General features: G+C 52.0%; 12 protein-coding genes. 7 read left to right on the forward strand and 5 right to left on the reverse strand.

All coding sequences use genetic code 11. The annotated features are described in order from the left end of the window. Nucleotides 1-3: 3 nt before the first annotated feature. On the forward strand, nucleotides 4-243 hold the full coding sequence (locus tag ACQUQM_RS01710; RefSeq protein WP_432472760.1) for a hypothetical protein: 240 nt from the start codon (nucleotides 4-6) through the stop codon (nucleotides 241-243). On the opposite strand, the gene rpoS is transcribed toward ACQUQM_RS01710, so the two are convergent. The 3 genes from rpoS to ald all read right to left on the reverse strand — a co-directional run bounded on the left by rpoS (nucleotide 217) and on the right by ald (nucleotide 3438). Then, complete coding sequence (rpoS, locus tag ACQUQM_RS01715) at nucleotides 217-1227, reverse strand: RNA polymerase sigma factor RpoS (RefSeq protein ID WP_432472761.1); 1011 nt, start codon at nucleotides 1225-1227, stop codon at nucleotides 217-219. The genes ACQUQM_RS01710 and rpoS overlap by 27 nt on opposite strands. 851 nt (nucleotides 1228-2078) lie before the next feature. Then, complete coding sequence (locus tag ACQUQM_RS01720) at nucleotides 2079-2201, reverse strand: hypothetical protein (RefSeq protein WP_432472762.1); 123 nt, start codon at nucleotides 2199-2201, stop codon at nucleotides 2079-2081. Nucleotides 2202-2319: 118 nt separating this feature from the next. After that, nucleotides 2320-3438, reverse strand: coding sequence for an alanine dehydrogenase (gene ald / locus ACQUQM_RS01725; protein WP_432472763.1), 1119 nt, complete (start codon nucleotides 3436-3438; stop codon nucleotides 2320-2322). A gap of 371 nt (nucleotides 3439-3809) precedes the next feature. Between ald and ACQUQM_RS01730 the strand changes: the two genes are divergently transcribed. Next, entirely contained in the window at nucleotides 3810-4787 is a 978-nt protein-coding gene (locus ACQUQM_RS01730) for a TAXI family TRAP transporter solute-binding subunit (RefSeq protein WP_432472764.1), read from the forward strand. A 9-nt stretch (nucleotides 4788-4796) separates the two neighbouring features. Here the strand turns inward: ACQUQM_RS01730 and ACQUQM_RS01735 are convergent, their stop codons facing one another. Then, nucleotides 4797-6380 carry an ATP-binding protein gene (locus ACQUQM_RS01735; protein ID WP_432472765.1) on the reverse strand — a complete coding sequence of 528 codons (1584 nt, stop codon included), beginning with the start codon at nucleotides 6378-6380 and terminating at the stop codon, nucleotides 4797-4799. A gap of 440 nt (nucleotides 6381-6820) precedes the next feature. Here ACQUQM_RS01735 and ACQUQM_RS01740 point away from each other — a divergent pair, with 440 nt between their 5' ends. The 5 genes from ACQUQM_RS01740 to ACQUQM_RS01760 all read left to right on the forward strand — a co-directional run bounded on the left by ACQUQM_RS01740 (nucleotide 6821) and on the right by ACQUQM_RS01760 (nucleotide 16503). Further along, nucleotides 6821-7810 (forward strand): TAXI family TRAP transporter solute-binding subunit, encoded by a 990-nt coding sequence (locus ACQUQM_RS01740; protein WP_432472766.1) that lies wholly within the window; start codon nucleotides 6821-6823, stop codon nucleotides 7808-7810. A 164-nt stretch (nucleotides 7811-7974) separates the two neighbouring features. Further along, a complete protein-coding gene (locus tag ACQUQM_RS01745; RefSeq protein ID WP_432472767.1) occupies nucleotides 7975-10596 on the forward strand; it encodes a TRAP transporter permease in 2622 nt (873 codons plus the stop codon). A 61-nt stretch (nucleotides 10597-10657) separates the two neighbouring features. Beyond that, nucleotides 10658-11089 carry a universal stress protein gene (locus ACQUQM_RS01750; protein WP_432472768.1) on the forward strand — a complete coding sequence of 144 codons (432 nt, stop codon included), beginning with the start codon at nucleotides 10658-10660 and terminating at the stop codon, nucleotides 11087-11089. A gap of 192 nt (nucleotides 11090-11281) precedes the next feature. After that, the gene (locus ACQUQM_RS01755) at nucleotides 11282-16150 is read left to right on the forward strand and encodes an NAD-glutamate dehydrogenase (protein WP_432472769.1); all 4869 of its coding nucleotides are present in this window, start codon (nucleotides 11282-11284) and stop codon (nucleotides 16148-16150) included. 134 nt (nucleotides 16151-16284) lie between these two features. Beyond that, nucleotides 16285-16503, forward strand: a complete 219-nt coding sequence (locus ACQUQM_RS01760; protein ID WP_432472770.1) for a hypothetical protein — start codon at nucleotides 16285-16287, stop codon at nucleotides 16501-16503. A 58-nt stretch (nucleotides 16504-16561) separates the two neighbouring features. Here ACQUQM_RS01760 and ACQUQM_RS01765 read toward each other — a convergent pair whose 3' ends face one another. After that, nucleotides 16562-17617 (reverse strand): response regulator, encoded by a 1056-nt coding sequence (locus ACQUQM_RS01765; RefSeq protein WP_432472771.1) that lies wholly within the window; start codon nucleotides 17615-17617, stop codon nucleotides 16562-16564. Nucleotides 17618-17619 lie beyond the last annotated feature (2 nt).

Genomic DNA, 17619 nt, shown 5'->3' on the forward strand with positions numbered 1-17619 from the left:
ACAGTGGCTATCGGGTTACTGTCTATTCCAGCTATCAATCTGATCGATCTGGGCATATTTCAATTCCAGATCAACCAGCAAACCGGGCCGCAGACTCCGAATAATCGAGCGAATCTGGACATGCATCTCCTGGGCGGTGTCGTTGATGACCTCGACACTGTGGAGAGACTCCTTATCGCAGGCTTTACATTCTTCATTGACGCATCAGGCTACATATTACGTCAACAGATCTTCGCTGCTTAAACCGTCACCTTCAACAATCCCTCGCAACCTACGTAATGCGTCAGTCTGAATCTGCCTGATACGTTCACGCGTCAAACCAATCTCTTTCCCTACCTGTTCAAGAGTACTCATCTCATACCCCCGCAATCCAAAACGACGTGAAAGAACCTCCGCATGCTTCTCTGGCAGCCTATCCAGCCAGTTTTCAAGATTGCCACTGATATTTGTTTTTTGTAACAACGTTTCCGGATCAGAAGACTCTTCATCAGGAATAGTCTCCAGCAACGTCTTATCCGAATCCTTACCTGCCGGGGTATCAACAGAAGTGACTCGCTCATTTATACGAAACAGGCGCTCCACATTTTCTACCGGTTTATCAACCGCTTCAGCAATCTCTTCAGCCGAGGGCTCATGATCCAGTTTCTGCGCCAATTCACGGGCCGTTCGTAGATAAACATTCAGCTCCTTAACAACATGAACTGGTAGACGGATAGTACGCGTCTGATTCATGATTGCACGCTCGATGGCCTGACGAATCCACCAGGTAGCATAAGTAGAAAAACGGAAGCCGAGCTCTGGATCAAACTTCTCTACAGCGCGAATCAGGCCTAGATTCCCCTCTTCAATCAGATCAAGCAGAGTTAAACCACGATTAATATAACGGCGCGCAATCTTAACGACTAGACGCAGGTTACTCTCAATCATTCGCTTACGAGACGCCTCATCTCCCTTCAATGCCCGGCGAGAAAAATACACTTCCTCTTCCGCGGTCAGTAAAGGAGACAAACCAATCTCATTCAGATAAAGCTGGGTCGCATCCAGAGTTTTAGCGTTCAGCAGATCATTATGGGCCATGCTGCCTTTACCACGGCCACTCTTGAGAAATTTCGGAAGACTTTTGGCTTTTTTACGTTCGATGTCTTCCGCTTTGACATCTATATCTTTACCTTCACTATCTATTGATAGCTGCACACACCCGTTATCAAAGTTGTCTTGAAAGTCCATTACCCTTCCCCTAAACCGCTGTATATAAGAATATATGTAAGCTGTCACCGCCCCCTCGAACGGCAGCTGACGCCACAACGCGAACATTGTCCGTCTGTCAACATCTATGTGATAGGCTTGATATTCACAGCGTGAATCCCACGATCACCAGGCGATGTATCGAACTCTACTATCTGACTTGTTTTCAAATCCCTTCGCATTATTAAACCACTTCACTTGCCCTATGAGCACTGATGCTCTTCGATCTTTAGCCAATGTACTGCAGGCCCTGTTTTGCCAGGTCATAACCAATTCAACTCCTTGAAAAACTGCTCCTTTTAAGCTGATACTCTCTGACCTACAGATAGATGTATATAAGGAAAAATCTTATTCACACTTGAGGGTGGAATTGAATATCTCATATTGTGGTTAACAGTGATAAAGCTAAAAGAGGATAGGTGGTTTGTATCGTTTATACAGGTGCAATAAGTGAACTTGTGAACCTGAACAGTTCCGCTTCTGGCACATAGCAACCCAATACAGACATCGTAAGTTCTGTCCGCTTTCGAGGATTTTGATAGATAATAAGTCCTCCAGAATATCAAATGAGAATATTACCTTCGGGTCGTTTGCTGAAGTTCAGAAGGCAACGTTGGAGGATCGGCTTTAGGTTGGCACAATGAACCCATAGTCGAAAGCGGAATTCATTTTGATTGGACAAAATTTTGATCAACGAAAACGACCTCGGCACGGTTGATTTATCCAGTGCAGTGGAGGCTTTTTTGAGTTTAGGCTATCAGTTTAGCAACACCAACTCGTAATAGTTCGCGACAGTTGCGGGGCTTTTGGGGACTCTTTAACCTGAAACGTTATCAAGCGCCGATAGCCTCATCAGCAGATAGATAGTCGTAGCCAATACCGTTGGCAACTGCTTTAAAGTTAATGCTACCGCGGGGCAGATTCAGGCCATTTTTCAGGTGTGGATCATCCTGCATTGGTGGTGCTTATTAGTAGTGCTCATTAGTAGTGCTTAGTCGTCGGAATCTTATGTTTACTGCAGGCATAAAAAAGCCCCGCAATCGCGAGGCTTTTGGGGACTTATGTCTAAGATTATTAAGAGCTGATAGCCTCATCAGCAGATACGTAATCGTAGCCCAGGTCGTTGGCAACCGCTTCAAAGTTGATCGTGCCGCGGTGTACATTGAGGCCGTTCTTCAGGTGTGGATCATCCTGCAGAGCCTGCTTGTAACCTTTGTTAGCCAGCGCCAGCGCAAATGGCAGAGTCGCGTTGGTCAGTGCAAAAGTAGAGGTACGGGCAACGCCGCCTGGCATGTTGGCTACACAGTAGTGAACAACGCCTTCAACTTCATAGGTAGGTTCCTGATGCGTAGTCGCATGGGATGTTTCAAAGCAGCCGCCCTGATCGATAGCAACATCAACCAGTACTGAGCCATCTTTCATCTTCTTCAGCATTTCAAGACTAACCAGCTTAGGTGCAGCTGCGCCTGGAATCAGTACCGCGCCAACCACCAGATCAGAGTTTACTACTTCCTGTTCAACACTATCTGCGTTGGAATACAGGGTCTTCAGCTGAGGACCGTACTGGGCATCCAGTTCTTTAAGGCGTGGCAGGGAGCGGTCAAGAATAGTGACATCAGCACCCAGACCCATCGCCATGCGAGCGGCGTTAATACCTACTACGCCGCCACCGATGACGGTGACTTTAGCTGGTGCTACACCAGGTACGCCACCCAGCAGTACACCCAGGCCGCCCTGAGCTTTTTCCAGAGCGTGTGCTCCGGCCTGAATTGCCATACGACCGGCAACTTCGCTCATTGGTGCAAGCAGTGGCAGGCCGCCATTCACATCGGTCACGGTTTCATAGGCAACCGCAACACAGTCGGACTCAACCAGCAGTTTGGTCTGATTTGGATCTGGAGCAAGGTGCAGGTAGGTGAATAGCAGCTGGCCCGGACGCAACATTTTGCATTCGTTAGGCTGAGGCTCTTTTACCTTGATGATCATGTCAGCGGAAGCAAAGATCTCTTCCGGAGTATCGATCAGTTTAGCGCCGGCTGCTTCATATTGTTCGTTGGTCAGGCCGATAGATGTGCCGCCATCGCGCTGAACAATAACTTCATGGCCATTGGCGATAAGCTCACGCACGCCGGCTGGTGTCATACCGATACGGTACTCGTGGTTTTTGATCTCTTTAGGGATACCAATCAACATAAGTAATCTCCGCTGATTTTTGTTGTTAGTGGATAAATCTACACTATCACTAGGTATGAAGGATTATCGTTTGTTGTTTTGTTTTTTGCAGTTGTTTTATCTGTAAAACAGGAAATATTCAGAGTTTGATGAAAGTGGATGTGGTCTGCATATTGCTAATTTCGGCACTGCACAATAACTAACGTGATATATCTCATAAATCTAAGTATTACCGATTTTTCCTGACCGGCCAGTATCGCTGAATAAATAGTGCATTGAATATGTCGGTAGCAGACGATCTTTAGATCGGCCCATGGGCTTCTGTTACACTGCGTTATCGCATGTTCTGCACGATTAATAACAAGACTAAGGCCTGGAACAAGAGAGTGTTAATGAAAGACAGACTGCAGCAGCTTGTTGGCTACGTAGTATTAAATTGCCTGACGCTGCTGCTAATTGCGACCCCGGCGATTGCTGAAAGCCGTATCGTCTCTTTGGGCACCGGTGGTGTAACCGGGCTGTACTATCCGACCGGTGGCGCATTGTGCCGTCTGGTTAACCTGACCCGGCAGGAGCACGGTATTCGCTGTGCCGTGAGAAGTACGCCGGGTTCAGTGAATAATCTCAGGCAAGTGGCCAGTGGTGAGTTGGATCTGGGCATTGCGGAGGCGGGGCAGTTGTTTGATGCACGCAGTGGTCAGGGCAAGTTTGCTCAGCCTGATCCGACGCTGCGGGCGTTGTTTGGTTTGTTTCCAGAATATATTTCAGTGCTGAGCAGGGCTGATAGCGGTATCGACAGCTTTGCTGATCTGCAGGGCAAGCGGATAAATATAGGTAAAGAGGGCAGTAGTCAGCGAGCTACACTCGGCCTGCTGATGGCAGCACGCGACTGGCAGTTGGATGACTTTGCCGAAGTGCAGCGGCTGGAGCCGGCGCAACAGGCAAAGGCGCTGTGTGACAATCGGATCGACGCCACTCTGTATGTAGTAGGCCACCCCAGCGGTGCGATTAAAGAAGCGATACGCGATTGTGACAGTAAGCTGGTGAACCTTGCCGGTCGTGATATTGCAGCGCTGTCGCGTAATAATCCACACTATCATCCGCTGACAATAAGCGGTGAGTTTTATGGGCCTGCGTTAGAGGATGTGCAAACGGCGGGGGTCAGTGCCACTTTATTCGGTCGTGCCGATCTGCCTGATGAAGTTGCCTATGCGGTAGTAAAATCGCTATTTGGCCAGTTCGAACGCTTTCGTAAAATGCATCCTGCATTTACCGGGCTGCAGATCGAACAGATGGTTGGGGTGCCCCTGGCGGCGCCTCTGCATCCCGGCGCAGCCCGGTATTTCAGAGAGGCCGGTTTACTTAACTAGGTATAGAGCTTACTCAGCCGAGGACAGGCTTGTCAGTTTGAGTGGCAGGTCCAGTTGGAAGTGCGCGCCCCGGTCTTCAGGCTGACAGTGAATGTGTCCCTGCAGCAGTTGGCTGACCAGATTAAATGCGATGTGCATGCCCAGACCACTGCAGCCCTGGTTGCGTTTGGTGGTCATAAACGGCTCAAACAGCTTGTGTTGCCAGCCGTCGGGTACTCCGACGCCGTTATCCCGGTAATCGATCAATAACCTGTCCACTGACAAGCTCAGATCAATGGTGATGCAGCCGCCTGCGCGATTTTCAAAACCATGCAGCAGGGAGTTCAGAATCAGGTTGGTAAAGATCTGATAGTAGCTGCCCGGATAACTGTCCAGAATAAGTTGATCCGGACCGTTAATAATGACTTGAGGCTGGCAGCGTTTCAGGCGTGGTTTGAGTGATATCAGGATCTCATCCAGATACTGGATCAGGTCAAACTGGCGGCGCTGTTCACTGGACTGGTCCACCGATACCTGTTTGAAGGCGCTAATCAGTTGCGCAGCACGCTCCAGGTTCTGGCAGATCAGCTGGCTGCTCTCAACTGCGGTTGCTGCCAGCGGATCATCCGGGTTCTGCTGTTGCTGGATTGCGGCCTGATCCGCCAGGAATGAGGCCGCGGTAAAACCGATACCGATCGGGGTGTTGATCTCATGGGCTACCCCGGCAACCAGCCCACCGAGGGCGGCCAGTTTTTTCGATTCAACCAGCTGTTGCTGGGTCGCCTGCAGTTTTTCCAGGGTGTCGTGCAGTTCCTGGTTACGCTCTTCCAGCTGCTGGGTGCGGTCGGTGACTCTTTGCTCCAGCTCGGTGTTCAGTTTAGCCAGCGAGCGTTCGGCGTCTTCCCGTTTACTCATATCATGCAGCATCGATTCACGCATGCTGTTCATCGCATCCACTACCTGGCTAATTTCGTCATCCCGGTGTTTCGGGTTACGTTTCAGATTCAGTGGCAGATCCAGGTGGTCCAGGTTGAGGCGTCGCGCATAGCTGGCCATAGTGCCCAGGTGCTGGGTGACCAGGCGATGGAAGATGGTCAGGATAAAGATCGATACGAGAAAGGTTTTGATTCCCTGCGAGGCCAGGATAACCAGGACTTTGTCCGCCAGCCGGCGGTAAACCTCATCCAGGCTGATGATCAGGGTTAGTTCGCCGACCGGAAAAATGACACCGTTATTGGCATAGTGCTGCAGATTGTAATGGCGTTCTACGATCGGGCCCTGTTCCGGGCGGGTACCGGCGACGTAGAAATCGCCGTACTGGGAGCTGATTTCCAGATAGCGCACATCGGGCAGTTGGTGCAAGCCGTCAAGCTGTACCTGGATCTGTTCCGGGCTTATTTCCCAGAGACTGTTGGACAAGCTATTAATCGAGCTGGTTTCAATCTGCTGCAGTCGCTCATCGATCGCCGATAGTTCATAGCGGTAATCGAGCCAGAGCTGGGTGCCGGTGGCGATCAGGGTGATGGCCGAACTGCATAGAAGAATTGCCGCCAGCAGGCGGATGCCTAGTGGCTTCTGGTATCGAAGTTGGTTGATACGTTGCAACAGGCTCATAGGACTGATCTTGATCCGCACTGTTTATCTGTTATGGGTTACAGATTGGCCCGGTATACTCTGGCCCGGCACATTCTGGCGCAGCTCTATGATAGCGCCCCTGTGTATTTCCGAAAGCCTTTTCCAAAACCTTTTGCCGCAACCGCTTGCCGCAACCTTACCGGCAAGCGGTTAGCTGTTTTTCAGCGCTGTAATCTCAGGCTCAGATCGGTGTTAATGCAGAATGGCACGTCAGGAGGTTTTATTGGCATGGCAGGCGGTCAGTGCGCCGCGCGCTTTGCCTTATGTTGTTGTGGTCTCTTGAAGAAGGCACGCCTGTCACGGAAAAGTGATCAACCGCTTTCTGCTGGTGGGGCAACTGTCAGTGATACTTTTTAGTAGCAACTGCCAAACTTCTTGAATACCCGCGTCGCGGGATAATAACGATAACAAGGATCATTATGTCTCTGAAGAATAAACTTGCAACGACACTTCTCTCCTCAGCTGTTGGCCTGGCGGCTGCGTTTGGTGCAACTGCTGCTAGCGCTGAGCAATCTTACGTAACTATCGGTACCGGTGGTCAGACCGGTGTTTACTACGTAGTCGGTCAGTCTATCTGCCGCCTGGTTAACCGCGGTACTGATGATCATGGTATCAAGTGTACAGCGCCTTCAACCGGTGGTTCTGTTGCCAACATAAATGCTATCCGTCAGGGACAGCAGGATATGGGTATGGCCCAGTCCGACTGGCAGTTCCACTCGCTGAACGGTACTAAACACCAGACATTTGTTGAGCAGGGTAAGTTTGAAGACCTGCGCGCTCTGTTCTCTGTACACAATGAGCCGTTCACTGTTGTTGCCCGCGCTGATTCCGGCGTTGAAAGCTTCGACGATCTGGTCGGTAAGCGAGTTAACCTGAACAACCCAGGTTCCGGTACCCGCGGTACTATGGAAGTGATCATGGACGAGAAAGGCTGGACCCGTGATTCTTTCAAACTGGCTGCAGAACTGAAGGCTTCTGAGCAAGCGCAAGCGCTGTGCGATAACAAGCTGGACGTAATGATCTATTCTGTTGGCCACCCATCCGGTGCTATCAAAGAAGCGACCACTTCATGTGACGCTAAAGTGATCCCTGTGACCGGTGCAGAGATTGAAAAATTGATCGCCGAGAATGACTACTACGCTCCGGCAATGATCAAAGGTGGTCTGTATAAAGGTTCCGACAGCGATGTAGCAACTTTTGGTAACGCTGCGACTATGGTTACTTCCGCTAACGTTGATGCCGATACTGTTTACCTGGTTGTAAAAGCGGTATTTGATAACTTCGATCGCTTCAAGCGTCTGCACCCTGCGTTTGCCAACCTGGATCCAAAGCAGATGATCTCTAACGGTCTGTCTGCACCACTGCACGATGGTGCGGTTCGTTACTACAAAGAACAAGGCTGGATGTAATTCATACATTGAGTTCTGTATAGAGGGCTGGCCTGTATAGGAGGTTAGCCCTCTGCGGGAGGCCCCGGTTCAGTCAGCACCCAAGGGTATTTAGTAGATAGCTATTAAATATCCGAATGGCTGTTCCGGGGGCTCTTTTTTTATACCTGTTTTTTGGAGCTGATATGACGAATACGCATAGCAGACAGGCTGAGGCCGACGAGAAAGAACTGCAGGAAATGGTGGCCGCTACCGATACCGGAGCCCGCATTCCTGAGGGTTGGCAGGGCAAGGTGTTACTGGCTGCGGCGCTGTTATGGTCGCTGTTTCAGCTGTGGATAGCATCACCACTGCCGTTCTATGACTGGCCGATTATCGGCAGCTTTGGTATTTTCAATGACACAGAAGTGCGCGCGATCCATCTGGGTTTTGCCACCTTCCTGGCATTTACCGCTTATCCCGCTTTAACCCACTCGCCACGACACCATATACCGACGACGGATATTGCGCTTTGTCTACTTGGCGCGTTCAGCGCATCTTATATTTTCCTGTTTTATGAGCAGTTGGTTGGCCGTCCGGGCCTGCCGAATACGCAGGATCTGATCGTCTCTGTCGTAGGTATTGTGCTGTTGCTGGAAGCGGCCCGCCGAACTCTGGGGCCACCGTTGATGATTGTGGCGATAGTGTTCCTAACCTATTCGCTGGCCGGTCCTTACATGCCGGACATCATTGCGCATAAAGGCGTCACACTAAAAGAGCTTGTTAACCATCAGTGGCTGACCACCGAAGGCGTTTTTGGTATTGCGCTTGGCGTTTCTTCAAACTTTGTATTCCTATTCGTACTCTTCGGCGCATTGCTGGATAAAGCCGGCGCCGGTAACTATTTTATCCAGGTTGCGTTTTCCCTGCTGGGGCATATGCGCGGCGGCCCGGCTAAGGCCGCGGTAGTCTCTTCCGGCCTGACCGGTCTTATTTCGGGTTCTTCGATCGCCAATGTGGTGACTACCGGAACCTTTACTATCCCAATGATGAAACGGGTCGGGTTCTCATCCGAGAAGGCCGGTGCGGTTGAAGTGGCTTCTTCGGTAAATGGCCAGATCATGCCGCCGGTTATGGGTGCTGCTGCATTTCTGATGGTGGAATACGTTGGTATCTCTTACGTTGAAGTTATCACCCATGCTTTCCTGCCGGCACTGATCTCCTATATCGCTCTGGTCTATATCGTGCACCTTGAAGCGCTGAAACTGAATATGCAGGGGCTGCCGCGTCGTTCAGTGGTGAAACCGTGGCAGATGCGTTTGATCGGCATGCTCAGTGGTTTCCTGGTGACTGCGGCGATCGCCGCCGGAGTTTACTTCGGTATCGGCTGGATCAAACCTGTATTTGGCGCGTATGCCGGAATGGTTATCGCGGCACTGCTGGCGCTGGTGTACTTATACCTGATTCGCATTGCTGCACGAGTCCCTGACCTGGAGCTGGATGACCCTAATTCGCCGATGATGCAGTTACCTGAAGTTGGCCCGACGGTGAAGTCAGGGCTGCACTTTTTACTGCCGGTTGTAGTACTTGTCTGGTGCCTGATGATCGAACGGCTATCGCCGGGTCTGTCTGCATTCTGGGCGACCGTGCTGATGCTTATTATTCTGGTCACCCAGCGGCCGTTGCTGGCGTATTTCCGTGAACAGGGTGATATCGCAGCCCGGCTACGCCAGGGCGCAAGTGAGCTGGTCGATGGTCTGATTGTCGGTGCCCGTAATATGATCGGCATCGGTATCGCCACTGCGACCGCCGGTATCATTGTCGGTGCGGTTTCCCAGACTGGCGTTGGTTCGGTGCTGGCGGATCTGGTTGAGATCCTGTCTATGGGTAATCTGCTGCTGATGCTAATGCTGACCGCAGTGCTGAGTCTGATCCTGGGGATGGGGCTGCCGACCACTGCGAACTATATTGTGGTGTCTTCTTTATTGGCGCCTGTGGTAGTTACATTGGGACAGGAGTCCGGCCTTATCGTGCCGCTGATCGCGGTACACCTGTTCGTGTTCTACTTCGGCATCATGGCTGATGTGACACCGCCGGTAGGTCTGGCGTCGTTTGCCGCAGCAGCGGTCTCCGGCGGTGATCCTATTCGTACCGGTTTTGTTGCCTTCGCCTACAGTCTGCGTACGGCGGCACTGCCGTTCCTGTTTATCTTCAATACTGATCTGCTGCTGATTGATGTCACCTGGCTGGAAGGTATTCAGGTGTTCATTATCGCCACGGTGGCCATTCTGGTATTTACCGCAGCCACCCAGGGCTATTTCATGACCCGCAATCGTTGGTATGAGACGGCGCTGATGTTGCTGATCGCGTTCTCATTGTTCCGCCCGGGCTTCTGGATGGACCGTATCGTTGAGCCGCATCAGCAGGTTGCGCCAACCGAGTTGGTTCAGGTTGCCGATGGTTTAGATGCCGGTACCGAACTGCGCTTCTGGATCGATGGCGAAGATGATGTAGGTAACCAGCGTTCCTTCCTGGTCAAGCTGGCACTGGGTGAGGGTGCAAGCGGTGCTGATCGTATGGCCACCACAGGAGTTGAGCTGCTGTCGAATAATGGCAAGACAGTAATCGATTTTGTCGGCTTTGACAGCCCGGCAGAAAAGGCAGGGCTTGCGTTTGATCAGGTTGTGGTGGCGGTTGAGATCCCACAGGCACAGCCACCGAAGCAGCTGATTTATATCCCGACTTTAGCGCTATTGGCATTGTTGGTGATGGTTCAGCGCAGACGTCGCAAAGTACAGCCTGTGCAGGCACAACCGGCTACCTGTTAACTGTTGACTACGTAAGCTAACCCGGCCGGGGTCCGGCCGGGCTACTCTCGAGGTACAAGATATGTTCAAGAAAGTACTAGTCCCGGTAGATCTGACTGAACCGGAATTTATCCGTCAGGCGTTGCAGCTGGCTCTGCGTGAAGTGCGGGAAAACAATGCCGAGTTGCACCTGATAACGGTAGTGCCGGGTTTCAGCAACTCCTTTGTAGCGTCTTTTTTCAGCGAAAGCGAGCACCAGAAAGCGGTCACTGAGGTGGCGCGTAAATTTAAAAAGTTTGCCTTGTCTGAACTGCCTGACGATGTGAAGCCGGTACTCAAAGTCTACGAAGGCTCACCGGCTGAGCTGATTGTTGATTATGTCAGGAGGAAAGAGATCGAACTGGTGCTGATGTCTGCCCATCACCGTTCCCGGGTGGATGAGTTTTTGCTGGGTTCGGTTTCGGCGCGGGTTGCCGAGCGTGCCGGCTGCTCGGTTATGTTGCTGAAAAATTGAAATAAACAGAATTGAAATAAATAGCATTGAAATAAATAGCATCGAAATAAATTGTATAGATAGCTTACCTCAGGCCCCACTGGTCGGTTGTAAGCTGGCTATAAGTTAAACCCTTTTAGTTAAGACCTTTTAGTTAAGATCTATAAATAAGCTTCTTATATTAACCCCTGATACAGGTTTAAATAACCAATCATGTCTGACCGACTCTGCGACAACAGTGCGCTGCTGTCACCTTTAGCTGAACTTCTTCAGCAAAGACTCTCTACCGAAATGGCCTCGCGGGTCAGTACTTTTGCCCGCGCTTATTATCAGACTGCTACCCGTGAAGAGTTGAGCGAACGTTCGCTTGATAATCTTTATGGCGCGACATTGTCCTGCTGGCAGCTAATGCAGAACTTTAACGCCGAACAGCCTAAAGTGAGGATCTATAATCCCGATCTGGAGCAGCATGGCTGGCGGGCTCAGCATACGGTTATTGAAGTGGTTCAGGCGGATATGCCATTTCTTGTGGATTCGCTGCGCATGGCTCTGAATCGTCGTGGGCTGGTGATTCATACCATTCACAATGCGATTCTGTTTACCCAGCGGGATAATGGTGAGCTGGTGGAATTCGGTGCTGAACCGGTGCCAGGGTTAGAAGTTGAGTCTGCAGCCGAGTCGGTTATCTATATTGAGGTTGATCGCACCAGCGATGATGCTGAGCTAAAGGCTATTCAGAGTAGCCTGATGCAGGTGCTTGAGCATGTGCGTAGCGCGGTGAGTGATTATCCGCAGATGCAGGCCCGTGCCGAAACCTTGCTCTCGCAACTAAGCGAGAAAGCGGGATCAGGCGAGCAGGGAGATCACAAAGAAGTTCAGGCTTTCCTGAGCTGGATGCTGAATAATCGTTTTACCTTCCTTGGTTATGACGAGGTACGGATTGAGGGCGATCAGGTTATTCCGGTTGCTGGTACTGAACTGGGCATTATGAAACTGGATCAGAGGCAAGGCCTGGATAGTATTGCAGGTGGCCGTCCGGGTGAGTTGCGTAAGGCTGAAAGAGAATGCCTGCTTGAGGCGACTCCCCTGATGTTTGCCAAAGATGCTATGTATTCTCTGGTACACCGTCCGGCGTATATAGATCGTATCGTGATTAAACAGTTTGCCGCAGATGGCACCGTCATAGGTAAATGCCGTTTCCATGGCCTTTACACTTCGGCGGTATATTCCGAACCGATGACGGCAATCCCGGTTATCCGCAACAAGGCGGAAGCCGTGTTGCAGCACTCCGGCTTTAATCGCCGCAGCCATAACGGCAAGCAGTTGTTGCAGATTATGAATGATCTGCCGCGCGATGAGTTGTTGCTGTCCAGTGAAGAGCAGCTACTGGAGATTGCAATGGGTATCTTCAGCCTCAATGAGCGACGTAAGACCCGCCTGCTGATGCGCATCGATCGTGGCAACCAGTTTATAACGTTCCTTTATTATGTACCCCGCGAGATATTCTCCACCGAACTCAGACTACAAGTGCAGGACCTTCTGGTACAGGCCTGCGCCGCCAGCGAAGCTGAATTCACCACAACCTTCAGCGAGTCGGTACTGGCCCGGGTGCAGTTTGTATTGCGGGTTGATCCGGCCAACCCGGTGATACCTGATCTGGCTAAGCTGGAAGAGGAAGTGGCGCACATCTCCAGAAACTGGAGTGATGAACTGCATGCAGCGCTGACCGATGTCTGCGGCGAAGAGCAGGGTAACCGGCTACTGAACAGCTACCGGCATAGCTTTACCAGTGCTTATCGTGAGCACTTTGGTGCTTCAAGCGCGGTGTATGATATTCAGCGCATTGAAGCCCTGAGCGAGACCAACCCGATCACCATGAGCTTTTACCGTGTGTTGGAGCAGAGTCCGGAGGTATTACGCTTTAAACTGTTCAATGCCGACCAGCTGCTGGTGCTTTCCGATGTGATTCCGGTGCTGGAAAACCTCGGTATGCGGGTCGTCGGTGAGCATCCTTACGCGGTATCTCGCAGCGATGGTCGTCAATTCTGGATTCATGACTTTACCCTCACGTACCAGGGCGATGAGCCGGTGGTTCTGGAGCAGGTGCAGGATGTATTCCAGAACGCCTTTGCCAACATCTGGAATGACCGGGCAGAGAATGATGAATTTAACCAGTTGGTTATAGGCGCAAACCTGAACTGGCGTGAGGTGGCGATGTTGCGTGCTTATGCCCGCTACAGCCAGCAGATCCGTTTCGGTTTCTCGCAGCCCTATATTGCCGGCGCCCTGGCGCGGCATATTCAGGTAACTAAGCTGTTAGTCGCCCTGTTCCGGGCACGGTTTGAGCCACAACGGCAGGAAAGCGATAAGGTTTCAGCGCTGGCCGAGCGAATCGAGAGCAGCATCATCGATGCCCTGGACAGGGTCGATAACCTTAATGAAGACCAGATCCTGCGGCGTTTCCTTGAACTTATAAAAGCAACTTTGCGAACCAGCTTTTTCCAGACCGATGCAGCGGGTCAGGCGAAAGACTATTTTGCATTCAAGTTAAGCCCGAGGCAGATCAGCGGTATTCCGCTGCCGCGGCCGATGTTCGAAGTCTTTGTTTACTCTGCTCGGGTTGAAGGGGTGCATCTGCGTGGCGGTAAAGTAGCCCGTGGCGGCTTGCGCTGGTCGGATCGTTTAGAAGACTACCGTACCGAAGTGCTGGGTCTGGTCAAGGCGCAACAGGTTAAAAACTCGGTGATCGTACCGGTAGGGGCGAAGGGCGGCTTTGTCGCTAAACAGTTGCCGACCAGCGGTGACCGGGAAGCCTGGCTGGCGGAAGGCATTGCCAGTTACAAGATCTTTATCAGCGCGTTACTGGATATCACTGATAACCTGGTCGGTGGTGAAGTGGTACCGCCGGTTGCTGTGGTGCGTCACGATGAAGATGATCCGTACTTCGTTGTCGCGGCGGATAAAGGCACCGCAACTTTCTCCGATATTGCTAACGGAATCGCCGAATCCCGGGGCTTCTGGCTGGGTGATGCTTTTGCTTCAGGTGGCTCGCAGGGCTATGACCACAAAGGTATGGGCATCACCGCGAAAGGCGCCTGGGAGTCGGTCAAGCTGCACTTCCGCGAACTGGGACTTGATACTCAGAGCGAAGCGTTCAGCGTAGTAGCTATCGGCGATATGGCTGGTGATGTGTTTGGTAACGGCATGCTGCTATCAGAGCATATTCAGCTCTGTGCGGCGTTCAACCATATGCATATATTTATCGATCCGACCCCGGATACCGTGACCAGCTTTGCCGAGCGCCAGCGTATGTTCCAGCTGCCACGTTCAAGCTGGCAAGACTACAATGCCGAGCTGATCTCGAAAGGCGGGGGTATCTTCTCACGGGCGGCTAAATGGCTGGATATCAGCCCGCAGATGAAAGCGCGATTCGGTATCAGCGAAGATCGCCTGTCACCCAATGATCTGCTGACGGCACTGCTCAAAGCGCCGGTCGATCTGATCTGGAACGGTGGTATCGGTACGTACGTTAAGGCCAGTCATGAGAGCCACGCCGAAGTGGGTGATAAGGCTAATGACAGTCTGCGTATCAACGGTAACCAGCTGCGTTGCCGGGTACTGGGTGAAGGCGGCAATCTGGGCTTTACCCAGCAGGGCCGGATGGAATTCTGTGCCAACGGTGGTAAATCGAATACCGACTTTATCGATAACGCCGGCGGCGTGGATTGCTCGGACCACGAAGTTAATATCAAGATCCTGCTTAACGAAGTGGTGGCCAATGGCGATATGACGGTTAAGCAGCGCAACGCCTTACTGCGTGAGATGACCGATGAGGTCGGCGAGCTGGTACTGCAGAATAACTACCAGCAGGCGCAGGCGATCAGTATCGCGCACAACCATGCGCAACGCTCGCTGGATGAGTATACCCGCCTGATCAACCGCCTGGAGGCGGATGGTAAGTTGGATCGGGAACTGGAGTTTATCCCTGCTGATGATGTATTGCAGGAACGTAAGGTCAGTGCTCAGGGTCTGACCCGGCCTGAACTGTCAGTGCTTATCTCCTATGTTAAGGCGGAGCTGAAAGAGGAGTTGATTGATTGTTGGATCAGCGAAGACAGCTACCTTAACCAGGAGCTGATGACGGCGTTTCCGGCACAGCTGGTCGGCTCGCACAATGAGCAGATCCGCCAGCACCGTCTGCGCCGTGAGATTATCGCCACCCAGATGGCCAACGGTATGGTTAATACCATGGGTATTACCTTTGCCGAACGGCTCAGTCAGATGGCCGGGGCCGGTTTTGCAGAGGTGGTTGCAGCCTATGTGATCGCCCGTGATGTGTTCGATATCCCCCAACTTTGGCGTGGGATTGAAGCGCTGGATAACCGTGTCGATGCTGCACTGCAGCAGCAGATGATGGCAGACCTGATCAGGATGATTCGCCGCGCGACCTATTGGTTCCTGCGTAATCAACGGCCGGCGATGGATGTAGCAGCGGCGGTGGCGCAGTTCCGTCCTGCGGTACAGCAGATCAGCGCGCAACTTGCAGGGTTGCTGGAAGGCGAACCCCGTCAGCGTTGGCAGCACAAGCACGATGAGCTGGTGAATGCCGGAGTCACCGCTGAACTGGCGGCGGTGGTTGCCGGTGCCGATAGTCTGTACACCCTGTTAGGAGTGATTCAGGCGGCGGAACAGACCGGGCAGAGCTTACAAAAAGTATCGCGGATTCACTTCGGCCTTGGCGATCGGTTGCAGCTGCACTGGTTCGATCATCAGGTGAAAGAGCTGGAAGCCGGCAACCACTGGGAGTCGATGGCGCGGGATGGCTTCCGTGAAGACCTGACCAGCCATCAACAGGCGATCACTGTCAGTGTGCTGAGTGCCGTTGATGATACTGCTGACAGCGATAATTCTGAATCTGATGACAATGGCGAAGCCATGGTCAGCCGCTGGTTTGATAGCAATCAGCTGTTGCTGAATCGCTGGCAGGGTCTGCTGAATGAGATCCGTAACAGTGCTCAGCAGGACTTTGCCATCTTTACCGTTGCCATCCGTGAACTGCTGGAACTGGCGCAGGCGAAATAAACCACTTTGCCTTAATGGCTGTGCGGCGTCTACGGGCGCTGTACAGGTACTTGATCTGCGAAGATAAGCTTTGCAGTGATTAATTAAAATCCGATTAAACCAACGAAAATATTACCCTGACCAACATGACTATTATGAATACTTACAGCCCGATTACTCCGATTCAGTGTGTTCTGAAAATTCGTGAAATTGCGGAAAACAGCTGGTGGGTTTATCGCCACGAAATTGGCCGTAACGGCACTCTGAAAGCGATCTCCCGGGTGGTGTTCTTTGGCCGCAGCCGGGACGATGCTGAACAGTGGATCGAAGGACAGCGCCAGGAAGCGACGGTGTATCTGTTGTCTGATAACTGAGTCTGATAGCTGAGTCGGATAACTGAATCTGATTCGTTGATAACAGCCTGTATCAAATTCAGAGAGGTAGGAGGCAGCGGATCTCACCATCTTCTTCGATCTCTAACAGCTGGCCGTTGAGTTGCTGGCACAGCTGCTGCAGTTGCTGCTTCAGATGCACTGCCCAGGGGCTGCGGTTGAATATCGGCTGACCGGTGGTTTGTGAAACGCAAAGCAGTATCTGATCTGCTTTGCTGGCCGGTTTGATGCTCAGTTTAAGGTCGTTGCCGCTGGCTTGTAAAATTGCCAGTTCAATTGCACTGATCAGCAGCTGCCTGAGGCGTGCCGGATCGGATTTGATCCGGGCTGGCAGCTGGCTGTCGATACTGTAATCCAGCAGCCAGCCGTCGCGACGGCTTTGCGGTAGGAATATATGCAGTAACTGATCCATCAGTGACCCGGTATCCAGCAACTGTGATTGTGCAAACGGTGCCTCAGACTCGGATTGCTCCAGCAGGCTGATGCTGTTGTGTAAGCGCTGATGCTGGGCGTGCAGGTTAGCGCTGACATCCTTAGCAACGGGGTTCAGCTCAAACTGTTGTAAGCGCTGGCTGTGCTGCAAAATAGGCTGCATCTGGCTGTTAAGCTGTTGAGCCGCCGATTGCAGCAAATGGTTATCAGCAGTTGTCTGATCCGGGTTGCTGATGGGTTGTTGCCGGGCACTCTGAATATCGCGGTAGGAGCGCAGGGCTACCACCACCGAGGTGAGCAGGCGGGATGCGGAGAGTTCAGCCTTACTCAGATAGTCGTTGATATCATAGTTAACTATGACCTGGGCTTCCGGGGCGTAGCCGGGGTGGCCGGTACGCAGAATGATGCGAATGTCCTGGTTATTCAGATCGTTACGGATATGGTCGACCAGCTGCAGACCTTCGTGATCGGTTTCCATTACCACATCCAGCAGGGCTAGTGCGATATCAGGATGTTGCGCGAGAAGCTCCCGGGCCTGGGCGCCACTCATGGCACTGATCAGCTCAATCGGGCGCTGTTCAAACTCATAACCGCGAAAAATCATCCGGGTAATGCCGTGGATACCTTCTTCGTCGTCAACGACTAATACTTTCCAAGGTGTCATAG

It is taken from the genome of Amphritea sp. HPY, from assembly GCF_050870985.1.
In the GTDB taxonomy this organism is placed as follows: Bacteria; Pseudomonadota; Gammaproteobacteria; order Pseudomonadales; family Balneatricaceae; genus Amphritea.

Coding starts and splice junctions, on each gene's coding strand:
- rpoS (WP_432472761.1), bottom strand. CDS start 1,227: ATGGACTTTCAAGACAACTTTGATAACGGGTGTGTGCAGCTATCAATA.
- ACQUQM_RS01720 (WP_432472762.1), bottom strand. CDS start 2,201: ATGCAGGATGATCCACACCTGAAAAATGGCCTGAATCTGCCCCGCGGT.
- ald (WP_432472763.1), bottom strand. CDS start 3,438: ATGTTGATTGGTATCCCTAAAGAGATCAAAAACCACGAGTACCGTATC.
- ACQUQM_RS01730 (WP_432472764.1), top strand. CDS start 3,810: ATGAAAGACAGACTGCAGCAGCTTGTTGGCTACGTAGTATTAAATTGC.
- ACQUQM_RS01735 (WP_432472765.1), bottom strand. CDS start 6,380: ATGAGCCTGTTGCAACGTATCAACCAACTTCGATACCAGAAGCCACTA.
- ACQUQM_RS01740 (WP_432472766.1), top strand. CDS start 6,821: ATGTCTCTGAAGAATAAACTTGCAACGACACTTCTCTCCTCAGCTGTT.
- ACQUQM_RS01745 (WP_432472767.1), top strand. CDS start 7,975: ATGACGAATACGCATAGCAGACAGGCTGAGGCCGACGAGAAAGAACTG.
- ACQUQM_RS01750 (WP_432472768.1), top strand. CDS start 10,658: ATGTTCAAGAAAGTACTAGTCCCGGTAGATCTGACTGAACCGGAATTT.
- ACQUQM_RS01755 (WP_432472769.1), top strand. CDS start 11,282: ATGTCTGACCGACTCTGCGACAACAGTGCGCTGCTGTCACCTTTAGCT.
- ACQUQM_RS01760 (WP_432472770.1), top strand. CDS start 16,285: ATGAATACTTACAGCCCGATTACTCCGATTCAGTGTGTTCTGAAAATT.
- ACQUQM_RS01765 (WP_432472771.1), bottom strand. CDS start 17,617: ATGACACCTTGGAAAGTATTAGTCGTTGACGACGAAGAAGGTATCCAC.